This is a genomic window from Chitiniphilus shinanonensis DSM 23277, from assembly GCF_000374805.1.
Lineage (GTDB): Bacteria > Pseudomonadota > Gammaproteobacteria > Burkholderiales > Chitinibacteraceae > Chitiniphilus > Chitiniphilus shinanonensis.
In genome coordinates this window covers 81,177-94,537 of sequence record NZ_KB895346.1, presented here as the reverse complement: position 1 = coordinate 94,537, position 13,361 = coordinate 81,177, and the positions used below count along the sequence as shown (strand labels likewise).

The following is a 13,361-nucleotide window of genomic DNA, read 5'->3' as shown; positions in this document are numbered from 1 at the left end:
GCCCTGACCCTGCCACTTCCGCGCTACACCACGTCGGTGCCGCCTTCTTCACGGTATTGCTGCAGCTTATAGCGCAACGTGCGTTCGCTCATGCCCAACCGCTCGGCGGCCAGCTTGCGCACACCGCCGCAGGCCTTCAGGGTTTCCAGGATATGGTGCTTCTCCAGACCTTTGATATCGGTCGGCGCCGCGGTTTCCCCAGTCTCGACCGACGGTCGGACGGCCGGCGCGGCGGCAGCTTTTGCCGGCGCCGTCGGCAAATACAGGTGCTCCGGCAGGATATCGTCGCCGGGCGCCAGGATCAGCGCGCGCTGGATGACGTTGTCCAGTTCGCGGATATTGCCCTCCCAACCGTTGGCCTCCAGCAAGTGCTCAGCGCCCTGGCTCAGCACCGGGGGCCTGCGCCCGATCCGCGCCGCGTGGCGGGCCAACATGGCCCGCGCCAGTGGCAGGATGTCGGACGGACGCTCGCGCAGGGCGGGCAGGTGCAGCGGAAATACATTCAGACGGTAAAAAAGGTCTTCGCGGAACTGCCCGGCCGCCACGGCTTCGGCGATGTCGCGGTTACTGGTGGCGATCACGCGGACGTCCACCCGCAGCGGCCGCGCGCCGCCGACGCGCTCCACTTCGCGTTCCTGCAATACCCGCAGCAGCTTGGCCTGCAACGGCAATGGCATCTCGGTCACTTCGTCCAGCAACAGGGTGCCGCCATTGGCCTGCTCGAACTTGCCGATATGCTGCGCCGCCGCGCCGGTGAACGCGCCGCGCTCGTGGCCGAAAAAGGTGGATTCGAGCAATTGCTCCGGCACCGCGGCGCAGTTCACCGCCACGAACGGATGCTCGGCGCGGGTACTGGTGCGATGGATGAAACGGGCCAGCACTTCCTTGCCGGTGCCCGATTCGCCGGAAATCAGCACCGATGCGTCCGACGCGGCAACGCGACGCGCCATGTCGAGCAGGCCGCGCATCGCCGGGTCCTCGGCGATGACGGTGTCGTCCTCGCTGCCGGGCAACATGTACTTGGCCACCTCTTGCAAGAGGCGGTCCGGTTCGAACGGCTTGGGCAGGTAATGGCAGGCACCGGCATGCAGCGCGGCCACCGCTTTCTCGACCACGCCGTAGGCGGTCATCAGCATGACCGGCAGCCAGGGATAACGGTGCTTGACCTCGTAAAGCAGCGTCTCGCCATCCATCGGCTGCATCTGCACATCGGACAGCACCAGCGCCACGCGCTCATGCTCCAGTCGCTTGAGCGCGGCGGCGCCATCGCTGGCGCTCAGCACCGAGTACCCGCCCAGTTCGAGCGTATCGGTCAGCGCATCGCGCAGGTCATCGTCGTCCTCGACGATCAGGATCGGCAGCGGCATGAACGACTCTCCATCTTCATATCAGCCCGCGGGGAACGTGACACGGGCTAACCCCCGAACTTGGTGACCAGCACCATCAGGCGGGCGGCGATTTCCCGCAACGGCAGGATCTCGTCGACACCGCCCATGGCGATCGCTTCCTTCGGCATGCCGAAGACCACGCAACTGTCGGCGTCCTGGGCGATGTTGTAGGCGCCGGCATCGTGCATCTCGCGCATGCCCTGCGCGCCGTCTCGGCCCATGCCGGTGAGGATCACCCCGAATATGTTGCGCCCTCCGACGTTGGCCGCGGAGCGGAACAACACATCCACCGAAGGACGGTGCCGGTTCACCGGCGGCGCCTGGGATAACTCGCAGACATGGCTGCCGGGGGAACCGGACAGCAACAGGTGGGAATGGCCAGGCGCGATATAGGCGTGCCCGGGCCTGATGCGCTCGCCCTGCTCCGCTTCCTTCACCGTGATCCTGCATATGCTGTTCAGCCGTTCGGCAAAGGAACGGGTGAATAGCTCCGGCATATGCTGCGCGATAAGGATCGGCGGCGCATGCGCGGGAATCGGTGTCAGCAAATCCTTCAGCGCCTCGGTCCCCCCGGTGGAGGCCCCGACCACGATCACCCGCTCCAGGCGCGACGGCACTTTGGGATGCAACGGCAGCACGACATCCGCGCTATGGCTCGGCGGTACCGAGATATTGGGCAGCTCGAGGATGGACGGAGGAGTACCGCGCGGCCCGCGTTGCTGGTCTTTGTCTGCTGCCATGTGTAGTGCCGCCGCGACGGTTAAGGGGCGAAGTCGAAAGGCGACATGGTGAACACGCTCCTGTCGAGGTGCAAGTGTCGCAAATGATCGCGCACGCTAATCCGGCCGCGCGCCCTTGATCCGGTAGTAGGCATGGACCTCGTTGCCCGCGCCGCGATATTGCAACGATGCGCACAGGGCACGCACCAGGGCGATGCCCCGTCCGCTCAGCCCGCCGGCATAGGCCAGATCCTGGGCCAGCCAATGGCGCCAGTCGAAGCCGTCACCGCTGTCCTTCACGATGATGCGCAGGTAATCCTGGTGGTCGATGCGCAGGCCCGCCAGATCCAGCTCCAGCATGCCGTGCGCCAACGCGGCCAGCCGCTTGGCCCGTTCGTTCAAGTAGAACTCGATGCCCTCGGGCTCGCGCTTGAGCGCTGAATCCATGCCCAGCACCCCGTGATCCAGGGCGTTGACGAACAATTCGGTCAGGATCAGGAACACGTCCGACTGGCTTTCGTTCGGCGCCACCACCTTGTTGATGAAATTCATCATGAACGGCACGGTGTTGATGTGCCGCAGTTCGTGGGCACCGAGCGTCAGGCTGTAGCGCCAGCTGGGTTCGCCCGGCTCGAACAGCGCCGCGAAATCCGGTGTCCCGCCGGCGGGGAGCACATCGGGGAACACGCGTTGCGGCAGACCGCAATGCGCCATGATCAGCGAGATATCGTCGTGGTGCGGCGCGCCGTCGAGATGCAACGTCAACAGCCGCTTGACCTCGGCCATGCGCTCGGCGGGCGGAGCCTTGACCAGGGCATCCATCAGGCGCGCGGCTCCGAACGGCTCGCCCAGTGGATTGCGGGCTTCGATCAAGCCGTCCGAATAGGCCACCACACTGCCGGGCCCGTCGAAGTAATGCCGCTCTGGGATCACGTCCATGGCCTCGGTCGGCACGATGCCCAGCGGCAGATGCGACGATTTCCAGACATGCCGGCTGCCGCCGTCGAGCCCGATCAGTTGAACGCCCGGCATGCCGCCGTTCCAGACGTCGACCCAGCCATTGGCCTCGTCGATGGCGATCAGGACCACCGCGACGAACCGCCCCACCGGCAGCACCTGGCGGACCTTGTTGTTCATCTCGGTGAGGATGTCGGAGATCGAATAGCCCTTCTCCGTCATGCTGTAGAAGGGCTGCGTGAGCGGCAGCACGTTCAGCGCCGCGGTCAGGCCATGGCCGATGCCGTCGGCAAGCAATACGTACAACGATTGCCCCGGCGTGCGCGCCGCCGCGATCAAGTCGCCGGACAGGCTTTCGGCGGGGGTGAGCCAATATTCGAGCAGCGGGTCGTACAGGCGCTCGGCGTTGACCATCTGCTCCATCAGATGGCGCACCACGCGCTTTTCCTCTTCGGCACGGTCGTAGTAGTCGGCGAGCTTGGCGGATTGCTCGCGCACCTTGCGATTGAGTTCCAGCGTGCGGTCGAAGGCCTTGAGCTTGGCCTCCAGTACCCGGAAGTTGACCGGCTTGTTGATGTAGTCGTCGCCGCCGCGCTCGATGGCTTCCGCGAGGCGGTTCTCTTCGCCGATGCCGGTGACGAAGACCACCGGCACCCAGCTGGCACCGGCTTCCTGCTTGATGGCGATGGCGGCTTCCGGGCCGCTCATCACGGGCATCATCATGTCCATCAGGACCATGTCCGGCCGTTCGGCACGCCAGACCTCGACGGCCTGCCCGCCATCGCGGGCAACGATGGCCGTATGTCCCAGGGCCTCGACGAACCGGGAAATCAGCAGCAGGACTGCTTCGGTATCATCGACGACCAGAATCTTCATGCGCGAAAACGATCAGCGGATCGTGAAGATCTTGCCGAAGCAGGCGATCTCGAGCACTTGTTTGACGGTGTCCCGGCAGTTGACGAGGGCAAGGCTCTTGTTCGCCACGCCGATCTTTTCCTTCAGCAGCAACAGCATGCCCAGGGCGGAACTGTCGAGGTAGTTCACGTTCTGGAAATCGACCAGCACTTCCTTCACCGACGGGTCGGCGATCAGCGTTTCGCAGACCTGGCGAAATTCCCGGTGAGCACTGAAATCGAACTGCCCGGAGAGGATGACGCGGCCGACGTCCCCTTCGATCTCAACGGTTGGAGTCATACGAAATCAACCTCATAAGTACGGTTTCAAATCCAAGCTTTTAAACACGCTGACATTGAGCTTAAGCAACGTCGGCGCTCATCATACATTAGATGGCGGTACCCACAGAGGCAACCGTAGCACGAACTCGCTACCCTGCCCCGCCGATGACGAAACCGCAACACTACCACCAAACTGTGACATCAGATTTTGCACGATGGCCAGCCCCAGCCCGGTCCCTTCCTTCCGCGTGGTGAAGAAGGGTTCGAACAGGCGCTCCTGGACTTCCGGGCTCATGCCACGTCCGGTATCGCTCACGACGATCACCACCTCGCGCCCCTCGCGCGCCAGCTTGACCGAGATTGTGCCACCGGCAGCCGTCGCGTGCATGCCATTGTCAAGCAGATTGAGGATCACACCTTGCAATTCCTTGCGGTTGGCCACCACCTCGGCGGGGCCTTCCGGCAAGGCGGCGACCAGCGAAATGCCCGCCGCGTCGAGCTGTGGCTGCATGGTCTGCAACGCCTCGTGGACGCAGCCCACGATGTCGAAGCGCTCCAGCGTCAACGACTGCCCCCGGACAAAACGCAGCATGTTCTGGATCAGCGATTCCAGATGGCGCAGCCGGGCGAGGCTCTTCTCGGCAAACCGCACGCGTTCGTTCTCGGACAGCGCCGGCTTGGTGAGGTTGGCACTATAGAGCAGTGCGGTGGCCAGCGGCGTACGCAGCTGATGCGCGAGACCGGCGGCCATCTCCCCCATTGCCGCCAGGCGCTTGTGGCGCACCAGATCCTGCTGCAATGTCCAGCTTTCGGTGAGATCCTGCACCAGCACAATTCGGCTATCCTCTTCCGGCATCGCGCCTTGACTTAAATTCAATCGCAGTGTCACGTCAGGCTGGGAATAACTCCACAGATCGGTAGTGGAATCCATTTCCAAGTGCGATTCGAAGAATTCCTTCCAATCCATTCCTTCTTCGAGCGGATATAGAAGGCGATGCGCGGCCGGATTCATCGCGATCACTTTGCCGGTGCCATCCACCTCCAGCACGCCGGCAGGCAGATGCTCCAGCAGCAGGGAAAGGCGGCGGGAAAGCGCAGCCTTTTCCTCCAATTCACGCACGAGATTCCCATTGGCTATCTCTAATTGTCGAGTCAGCGATTCGACCTGTTGCTGTAGCTCCGAGTAAGCCTCGGTGAGCTGCGCCGATGCCACCGTGAATAATGAAAACGCGTTTTCAAGCTCTTTTGGATCAAGACCGGGCGGTTGTTCGGCCAATTGGTGGCTCCTTGTCCCTTAACTTCTTTTGCATTATAAAGAACTGAAATTGTGGGCAGGCATTAGATTATTAGGGGTTTCAGACAATTGACCCCGCTTGATGCTCGTCATACCCTGCCCTGTGCTTCGTGTTCAAATCAAGCAACAAACCCGACTGTAAGTTTTCCTATGACCGCCCATCGGCCCAAGCCCGGAGTCGCATCGTGTCCGATCTTCTGAAAACCATTGACGCCCGAACCAAGCTTGCAGGCACCAACAAACTGGAAATCCTGCTGTTCACGCTGGGCGTGGACCAGCGTTCCGGGCGCCGAGAGAACTTTGGCATCAACGTATTCAAGGTGCGCGAAGTCATGCGCACGCCGGAGATCACCCAGGCGCCGGAGATGTCCGCCGCCGTCGAAGGGATGGTCAGCCTGCGTGGCGTACTGGTTCCCGTGGTCGACCTCGCCAAATATGCCGGCATCGTGACCAACACCCGCCCGGAAATCATGATCGTGACCGAGTACAACGGCCACACCCAGGGTTTCCTGGTCGAGGCGGTGGACACCATCCTGCGCCTGGACTGGTCTTCGATGCGCGTGCCGCCCGACATGCTGATCACCCAGATGGGCGGCCTGGTGACGGCGGTGACCGAACTCGACAACGGCAAGCTCGTGATGATGCTGGACGTCGAGAAGGTTCTGGCCGAAACCACCCAGACCGACGAGAACATCGACACCAGCCTGGTGGTCAAGGACCACAAGTTCGCCGACAAGATGGTGTACTTCGCCGACGACTCCATCGTCGCCCGGCGCCAGATCGAAGTCACACTGAACGCCATGGGCGTCCGCCACCAGCATTCGATCAACGGCAAGCGCGCGTGGGACGAACTGCAACGCATCGCGCAAGCGGCAGCCATCCAGGACAAACCGGTGAAGGACATCCTTCATCTGGTGCTGACCGACGTCGAGATGCCGGAAATGGACGGCTACATGCTCACCCGCCTGATCAAGAGCGACCCCCGCTTCGCCGGCATCCCCGTCCTGATGCACTCCTCCCTGTCGGGCGCCTCCAACCAAAAGCTCGGCCACTCGGTCGGGGTGGACGGTTACGTGTCCAAGTTCGAGCCGCATAAATTGTCCGAAAGTATCGCAGCATTCTTATTGAAAAGCTGATCCCCCTTCGTAATCCTATTAGCGCCGAAGCATAGTCATCCGGGAGCCGACATGAGCCTGAGCACCGTCCAAGCCAATCTGCTTGAGAGTGTGGATGCCCGCACCAAGCTGGCGGGCTCCAACAAAATGGAAATCCTGCTGTTTTCGCTGGGTACCCGCGAAATCTTCGGGATCAACGTATTCAAGGTACGGGAAGTATCCCAGACACCGAAGATCACCAAGACTCCCAACATGCCGCTCGGTGTCGAGGGTGTGATCTCGTTGCGCGGGAACATCATTCCCGTCATCTCGCTGTCCAAGTTCGTGGCAACGCACGACAAGCCGCCGGCGGATGCGAACAGCACCATGATCGTCACCGAGTTCTCCAAGCACACCCAGGCATTCCTGGTGCATGACGTGGACCGCATCATCCGTGTCGACTGGGACAAGGTGCGGGCTCCCGAATCCATGCTGTCGGGCACCCAGCAATTGATCACCGCGTTGACCGAACTTCCCGACGGCAAGCTGGTGTCGATCCTGGACGTGGAACAGATTCTCGCCAGCGTGATCGGCGAACCGCTGATCCCAGATCTGCCGAAAGGCCAGGTCAACCCGGAGTCGTACATGTTCTTCGCGGACGACTCGATGGTGGCACGCAAGGAGATCGTCAGCGTGCTCGACAAGATCGGTATCAAGTACTACCAGGCGAACAACGGCAAGGAGGCCTGGGAAAAGCTGCAGAACCTCGCCAACCGTTCGGGGCACGACAACGAGCCGTTGCGGCAGAAGCTGAAAATGATCCTGGTGGACGCCGAAATGCCGGAAATGGACGGCTACGTGCTGACCAAGCACATCAAGTCCGATCACCGCTTCGCGGGGATTCCGGTGGTGATGCATTCGTCGCTTTCTTCCAACGCCAACCGCGCCATGGGCGCCAGCGTCGGCGTTGATGCGTATGTGGCAAAATTCGACCCTGTCGTGCTGGCCGATACCGTCACACCTTTCGTTGTCGGCTAAGCTTGAGTCCCGATTCAAATCACACGCGGTTAGACGTGTGAATGGAGCTAGATAAATGCCTGACAACAATATGCGCTTCCTCGTGGTGGATGACTTTTCCACCATGCGCCGCATCGTGCGGAACCTGCTCAAGGAACTGGGCTTCTCCAACGTGGAAGAAGCCGAGGATGGGCAGGTGGCCCTGCACAAGCTGAAAAACACGACCTACGACTTCGTGGTCACCGACTGGAACATGCCGGTGATGACCGGTATCGAGCTGCTCAAGGCCATTCGCGCCGATGCGCAACTCAAGCACCTGCCAGTATTGATGGTCACGGCGGAAGCCAAGAAGGAGAACATCATCGAGGCAGCGACAGCCGGGGCCTCGGGATACGTCGTCAAGCCGTTTACGGCAGCTACGCTCGACGAAAAGCTGAAGAAAATCTTCGCCACCATGAATAAGTAAGAAGGCTCAAGGAGGCCGATCGTGAGCGACCAAGCCCTCAACAGCGGAGATTCCGCGGAGTTGGAAGCCCTGTTCGACAGTATCGTGCAGGCACAGCAACAAGATGAAACGCCCGTGGCCGCGACACCCGCCGCCACCCCGGTGGCGCACGACACCCCCGCGGCGATTGCGAAGTCCATGGAGGAACTGAGCGAACCCGCGCGCTCGATGTTCTCGCACATCGGCCAGTTGACCCGGAAGCTGCACGACACCCTGCGCGAGCTGGGGCTGGACAAATCGCTGGAACGCGCCGCGTCGCAGATCCCGGATGCCCGCGATCGCCTGTCCTATGTCGCCACCATGACCGAGCAGGCGGCGGATCGCACGCTCAACGCGCTGGATGCCGCCCGCCCCTTGCAGGACGGGATCGCCAACAACGCCCGTTCTCTGGCTTCGGATTGGGACAAGCTGTTCGCCAGCCAGTTGTCGGTCGACGAGTTCAAGGCACTCGTCGAAAAGACCCGCACCCACCTGAACACCACGGCAGTGCATTCCGACCAGATCAATGCCCAGATGCTGGAAATCATGATGGCTCAGGATTTCCAGGATCTGACCGGTCAGGTCATCAAGAAAGTTTTGACCATGTCCAAGGAAATGGAGGCGCAGTTGCTGGAATTCCTGCTCGCCTTCTCGCCGCAGGGGCTCAAGCACGACGACAGCCTGCTGAACGGACCGGTCGTGAACACCGAAGGTCGCACCGACATTGTGACCAACCAGCAGCAGGTCGACGACCTGCTGGAAAGCCTGGGCTTCTAACCCCGCCCAGGGGCAACGAACAGCATCGCATCGGAGGCCGAGATGAGCGACTTTGCCGGCATGGAAGACTTACTGCAGGACTTTTTGACCGAATCCTCGGATTTGCTGTCGGAAGTCGATAACAAGCTCGTGGAGCTCGAGAAGCGGCCGGACGACAAGCACCTGTTGAACGACATCTTCCGCGGCTTCCATACCATCAAGGGCGGCGCTGGCTTCCTCAACGTCGACGTGATGGTCGGCCTGTGCCACCGTACCGAGAACCTGTTCGACAAACTGCGCAACGGCGAACTTGCACTGACGCCGGAGCTGATGGATACCATCCTGGCCGCCACCGGCGTGGTCCGCGACATGTTCACCTCGCTGACCCAGGGTCGCACACCGCAAGCCGCATCGCCCGAGCTGCTCGCCAACCTGGATGCGCACCTGCAAGGCAAGGCGCCGCAGCAAGCCGCCGCACCGCAGCCCGCAGCGGCTCCAGCCGCCGCCGCACCAGCGCCGCAAGCCGCAACGGGCAGCGGGCCGGACTGGAACGGCCTCTACAACGCCCTGCTGGACATCGAGGAAGAAGAGGACGAGCCGGAGGTGCATGCCACCGCCGTGGTCCAGAGTCATCCGGCCCAGCCGCCGGTCGCCATCGCCGAGCCGATGCAATCGCTGGCGCCCGCCCAGACAGCCAAGGCACCGCAGCCCGCCACGCAACAACTGGCTTCCTCCACGCAGGAAACCACCATCCGGATCGACACCAACCGTCTGGATCAGGTGCTGAACCTGTCCGGCGAGATCGGCCTGACCAAGAACCGGCTGACCACGCTGCGCGCCGACGTGATGTCCGGCAAGATGGACACCCCCACGCTCAAGGCGCTCGACGAAGCCATCAGCCAGCTCGACCTCCTGGTCAGCGATCTGCAGAACGCGGTGATGAAGACGCGCATGCAGCCCATCGGCCGGCTGTTCCAAAAGTATCCGCGCCTGGCGCGCGACCTGGCGCGACAACTGGGCAAGGATGTCGAACTCGTCATCACCGGCGAGGAAACCGAGCTCGACAAGACCATGATCGAGGATCTGAACGATCCGCTGGTCCACTTGGTGCGCAATGCCGTCGATCATGGCGTCGAAACCCCGGCCGAGCGGATCGCCGCCGGCAAGCCCGCCAAGGCGGTGGTCGAGCTGTCCGCCACCCAGGTGGGCGATCACATCCTGATCGAGATCACCGACGACGGTCGTGGCATGCGTCCCGATGTGTTGCGCAAGAAGGCCATCGAGAAGGGCGTGATCGATATCGAGACCGCCAACAGCATGGACGACAAGCAAAGCCTGCACCTCGTCTTCCTGCCCGGCTTCTCGACCAAGGACCAGATTTCCAACGTTTCCGGCCGCGGCGTCGGCATGGATGTGGTCAAGACCAACATCCAGAAGCTCAACGGCAGGATCGACATCCAATCGCAGGCCGGTGAAGGCTCCCGCTTCTCGATCTCGCTGCCGCTGACACTGGCCATCCTGCCGGTGCTGGTGGTCAAGACCTGCGACCAGCCGTTCGCCGTGCCGCTGGCGATGGTGCGCGAGATCATCCCCATCCGCACCGATCAGGTCCAGGAAGTCTCCGGCCGCGCCACCATCGTGGTGCGCGACGAGATCCTGCCGGTGAAATCGCTCGCTGCACTGATAGGCTGGGAAGAAACCCAGATCCCGCAGTTCGGCGTGCTGATGCAGTCGGCCGAGCATTCCTTCATCCTGGCCGTGGACAGCTTCGTCGGCCGCGACGACGTGGTGATCAAGCCGTTGCAGAACATCCGTCCGCGCGGCGTCGCCGGCGCCACGCTGTCCGGTGATGGCTCGGTGGTGCTGGTGCTGGACATGGAGGATCTGCTTTCGTCGTCCAATGCCGATACTTCGGCGGTGAAGACCTCGCGCCTTGTCGAAAATGCGGCTTGAATGGCGAACTAGCTAGGCTGACGCTAGAATCAGCCGATACTGTTTTCAGCCCATCGCGCCGCCGCTCAGGATTCGACAATGACGCAAGAACACGCATACATCGGCCGCCAACCCATCCTCAACCGGCAACAGCAGATCATCGGTTACGAACTGCTGTTCCGGTTGAACAAAGACGCCACGTCCGCCGAGTTTTCCAGTGACATGCAGGCCGGCACCAATGTGCTGGTCAACACCATTTCCAACATGGGTACCGACTGGCTGGTGGGCAGCAAGCTCGCCTTCATCAACGTCGCGGAATCCATGCTCGAAAGCAACTTCCTTGAGCTGCTGCATCCGCAGCGCGTCGTCCTGGAAGTGGTCGAGACCACCACCGCCACGCCCGAACTGATCGGCCGGATCAAGGAACTGCGCAACCAGGGCTTCGGCATCGCCCTCGACGACTTCGTGCTGACGCCGCAGACGCTGCCGTTCATGGAATACGCCAACTACATCAAGTTGGATATCCAGCAACTGGGCCTGCCGCAGATCCCCGCGCTGTCCAAGGAACTACGCAAGTACCCGGTACTCCAGGTTGCCGAGAAGGTCGAAACCAAGGACGAGTTCAAGCAGTGCATGGACATCGGCCTGGACTGCTTCCAGGGCTATTATTTCGCCCACCCGGAAACGCTGTCGGCCAAGGTGATCAACCCGAGCTACGCCAACATCCTCAACCTGCTGAACATGTTGCGTAACAACGCGGAAATCCGGGATATCGAAAACGCGCTCAAGCGCGACGTGGCGCTGTCGTTCAAGCTGCTGCGCTACATCAACTCGGTGGGCTTCGGCCTGTCGTGCGAGATCCAGTCGTTCCGCCACGCAGTCACCATCCTGGGCTACCAGAAACTGTACCGCTGGCTGACCCTGCTGCTGGTCACCGCCGGCGCGGAAACCGGCTCGGCCCCTGCCCTGCTCAAGACTGCCGTCACCCGCGGTCGCCTGGTCGAACTGCTGGGCAGCCATCTGCTCGACGGCCAGGATCGCGACAACCTCTTCATCGTCGGCATGTTCTCGCTGCTGGACGTGCTGCTCGACATGCCGATGGATCGCGTGCTGGAAACGCTGATCCTGCCGGAGTCGATCAGCGACGCGCTGCTGTCGCGCAGCAACATCTACGGCCCGTTCCTGGAACTGGCCGAGGCGTGCGAAGACCCGGACATGAGCGAGGTGCCGCGCCTGTGCGATCAGCTCCAGATCACCCCGGAGATGCTCAACCGCGCGCATGTCCAGGCGCTGGCATGGGTGGAGGAACTCGGCGTGTAACGCCGCTCCGCTTGGTTCAGCTCCAAACAACAAACCCCGCATCATGCGGGGTTTGTTGTTGGATGCGCCTGCTGCGGATCAGTTGGCGAACTCGGTCTGCTCGACCACGTTCCAGCCACGACCACGGCTTTCCACCTCGGTGGTCATCTTGGCAGTGCCCGCGCCATTCACCACTTCGGCGAACTTGGGGTATTGCGCCAGGATGTCGGCCTGGGTCTGCCAGGCGGCGGCATTGGCCACCTTGTAAGTGTACGTCAGCGCGTGACGGCGGTAATCGCCCTTCTCCTCGGCCACCTTGTCCTCGGCCACCTTGTCCACTTCCAGCGTGCCGCTGCAGAAGCCGGGGCCGGCCGGCTCGGTCAGGCCGGTATAGTAGTTGGTGCCTTCCTCGGTCACGGTGAACTGCACCTTGCCGGCTTCGCCTTCCACCGGGCCGACCTGGACCAGGCCCGCCTTGACCAGCGCCGACAATTGCGCGCCATTCGGCTCGGTCAGCGCTTCGTACTTCTCGTCGACCGGCTCACCGAACCGGACCGGAACCGGAATGCAGGTCTTTTCCGCGGTGCTGAGGTAGCTGTTCACGGAATTGATCAGTTCTTGCTGGTTCACTGGGGCCTTTTCGCCGTCGGTCGCCTTGCCACACCCTACCAGGCCAATCGCAGCGACGGCGGCCACCAGGGCCAGTTTGCTCATATTCTTCTGCATTGCACGTTTCCTCTCATCAAGAAGGCGCCTCATGGAAAACATGGGGCCTGGGCCAGCGTGCTGGCATCAGCACAAAGTTGAAAGTCGTAAGCTTACACCATGAAGCCGCTCAATCGATTGATTTAAAATCAATTGCTACCGAATTGATGCAATACCGCTCGCCGGTCGGCTCCGGTCCGTCAGGAAAAACGTGGCCCAGGTGCGCCTCGCAACGGGCGCAACGCACCTCCGTGCGCACCATGCCGTGGCTGTAGTCGGCAATACGGACGATCGCCCCCGGCACCGCCTCCTCCCAGAAGCTGGGCCAGCCGCAGCCGGCGTCGAACTTGGTGTCGGAATGGAACAACAAGGCACCGCAGCCGATGCAGGTGTAGTCGCCTTGTTCGGTACGCAGGTAATGGGCCCCGCTGAACGGCCGCTCTGTTCCGCCCTGCCGCGTCACCCGATACTGCTCCGGGGTCAGGCTGGTGCGCCATTCCGCATCGCTTTTCACGATCTTGTCGCTCATCGTCGGTGATCT

The 13,361-nt window shown here is 62.0% G+C and carries 13 protein-coding genes; 6 read left to right on the top strand and 7 right to left on the bottom strand.

The window, feature by feature from the left end:
• Positions 1-23: 23 nt before the first annotated feature.
• The 5 genes from C556_RS0112925 to C556_RS0112905 form a co-directional block, all read right to left on the bottom strand.
• Positions 24-1,367: a sigma-54-dependent transcriptional regulator gene (locus tag C556_RS0112925; protein WP_018748678.1), complete on the bottom strand. Its 1,344-nt coding sequence runs from the start codon at positions 1,365-1,367 to the stop codon at positions 24-26.
• A 47-nt stretch (positions 1,368-1,414) separates the two neighbouring features.
• Positions 1,415-2,128 (bottom strand): chemotaxis protein CheB, encoded by a 714-nt coding sequence (locus C556_RS0112920; protein ID WP_083930582.1) that lies wholly within the window; start codon positions 2,126-2,128, stop codon positions 1,415-1,417.
• A 96-nt stretch (positions 2,129-2,224) separates the two neighbouring features.
• Positions 2,225-3,940, bottom strand: a complete 1,716-nt coding sequence (locus tag C556_RS20330; RefSeq protein WP_018748676.1) for an ATP-binding SpoIIE family protein phosphatase — start codon at positions 3,938-3,940, stop codon at positions 2,225-2,227.
• A 12-nt stretch (positions 3,941-3,952) separates the two neighbouring features.
• Entirely contained in the window at positions 3,953-4,258 is a 306-nt protein-coding gene (locus C556_RS0112910; protein ID WP_018748675.1) for an STAS domain-containing protein, read from the bottom strand.
• An 81-nt stretch (positions 4,259-4,339) separates the two neighbouring features.
• The gene (locus C556_RS0112905; RefSeq protein ID WP_018748674.1) at positions 4,340-5,515 is read right to left on the bottom strand and encodes a sensor histidine kinase; all 1,176 of its coding nucleotides are present in this window, start codon (positions 5,513-5,515) and stop codon (positions 4,340-4,342) included.
• A gap of 203 nt (positions 5,516-5,718) precedes the next feature.
• Here C556_RS0112905 and C556_RS0112900 point away from each other — a divergent pair, with 203 nt between their 5' ends.
• From C556_RS0112900 to C556_RS0112875, 6 genes are all read left to right on the top strand, one after another.
• Positions 5,719-6,669, top strand: coding sequence for a chemotaxis protein (locus C556_RS0112900; RefSeq protein WP_018748673.1), 951 nt, complete (start codon positions 5,719-5,721; stop codon positions 6,667-6,669).
• Between the two features lie 51 nt (positions 6,670-6,720).
• Positions 6,721-7,665: a chemotaxis protein gene (locus tag C556_RS0112895; protein WP_018748672.1), complete on the top strand. Its 945-nt coding sequence runs from the start codon at positions 6,721-6,723 to the stop codon at positions 7,663-7,665.
• Positions 7,666-7,720: 55 nt separating this feature from the next.
• Entirely contained in the window at positions 7,721-8,110 is a 390-nt protein-coding gene (cheY, locus tag C556_RS0112890; RefSeq protein WP_026263069.1) for a chemotaxis response regulator CheY, read from the top strand.
• Between the two features lie 21 nt (positions 8,111-8,131).
• A complete protein-coding gene (gene cheZ, locus C556_RS0112885) occupies positions 8,132-8,905 on the top strand; it encodes a protein phosphatase CheZ (protein ID WP_018748670.1) in 774 nt (257 codons plus the stop codon).
• Between the two features lie 42 nt (positions 8,906-8,947).
• A complete protein-coding gene (locus C556_RS0112880; protein WP_018748669.1) occupies positions 8,948-10,837 on the top strand; it encodes a chemotaxis protein CheA in 1,890 nt (629 codons plus the stop codon).
• Positions 10,838-10,915: 78 nt separating this feature from the next.
• On the top strand, positions 10,916-12,136 hold the full coding sequence (locus C556_RS0112875; protein ID WP_018748668.1) for an EAL and HDOD domain-containing protein: 1,221 nt from the start codon (positions 10,916-10,918) through the stop codon (positions 12,134-12,136).
• A gap of 78 nt (positions 12,137-12,214) precedes the next feature.
• On the opposite strand, the gene C556_RS0112870 is transcribed toward C556_RS0112875, so the two are convergent.
• Positions 12,215-12,829, bottom strand: coding sequence for an SEN1982 family lipoprotein (locus tag C556_RS0112870; RefSeq protein ID WP_169338621.1), 615 nt, complete (start codon positions 12,827-12,829; stop codon positions 12,215-12,217).
• Between the two features lie 121 nt (positions 12,830-12,950).
• A complete protein-coding gene (msrB, locus tag C556_RS0112865; protein WP_018748666.1) occupies positions 12,951-13,349 on the bottom strand; it encodes a peptide-methionine (R)-S-oxide reductase MsrB in 399 nt (132 codons plus the stop codon).
• Positions 13,350-13,361: the final 12 nt, after the last annotated feature.

Coding starts and splice junctions, on each gene's coding strand:
- C556_RS0112925 (WP_018748678.1), bottom strand. CDS start 1,367: ATGCCGCTGCCGATCCTGATCGTCGAGGACGACGATGACCTGCGCGAT.
- C556_RS0112920 (WP_083930582.1), bottom strand. CDS start 2,128: ATGGCAGCAGACAAAGACCAGCAACGCGGGCCGCGCGGTACTCCTCCG.
- C556_RS20330 (WP_018748676.1), bottom strand. CDS start 3,940: ATGAAGATTCTGGTCGTCGATGATACCGAAGCAGTCCTGCTGCTGATT.
- C556_RS0112910 (WP_018748675.1), bottom strand. CDS start 4,258: ATGACTCCAACCGTTGAGATCGAAGGGGACGTCGGCCGCGTCATCCTC.
- C556_RS0112895 (WP_018748672.1), top strand. CDS start 6,721: ATGAGCCTGAGCACCGTCCAAGCCAATCTGCTTGAGAGTGTGGATGCC.
- cheY (WP_026263069.1), top strand. CDS start 7,721: ATGCCTGACAACAATATGCGCTTCCTCGTGGTGGATGACTTTTCCACC.
- C556_RS0112880 (WP_018748669.1), top strand. CDS start 8,948: ATGAGCGACTTTGCCGGCATGGAAGACTTACTGCAGGACTTTTTGACC.
- C556_RS0112875 (WP_018748668.1), top strand. CDS start 10,916: ATGACGCAAGAACACGCATACATCGGCCGCCAACCCATCCTCAACCGG.
- C556_RS0112870 (WP_169338621.1), bottom strand. CDS start 12,829: ATGAGCAAACTGGCCCTGGTGGCCGCCGTCGCTGCGATTGGCCTGGTA.
- msrB (WP_018748666.1), bottom strand. CDS start 13,349: ATGAGCGACAAGATCGTGAAAAGCGATGCGGAATGGCGCACCAGCCTG.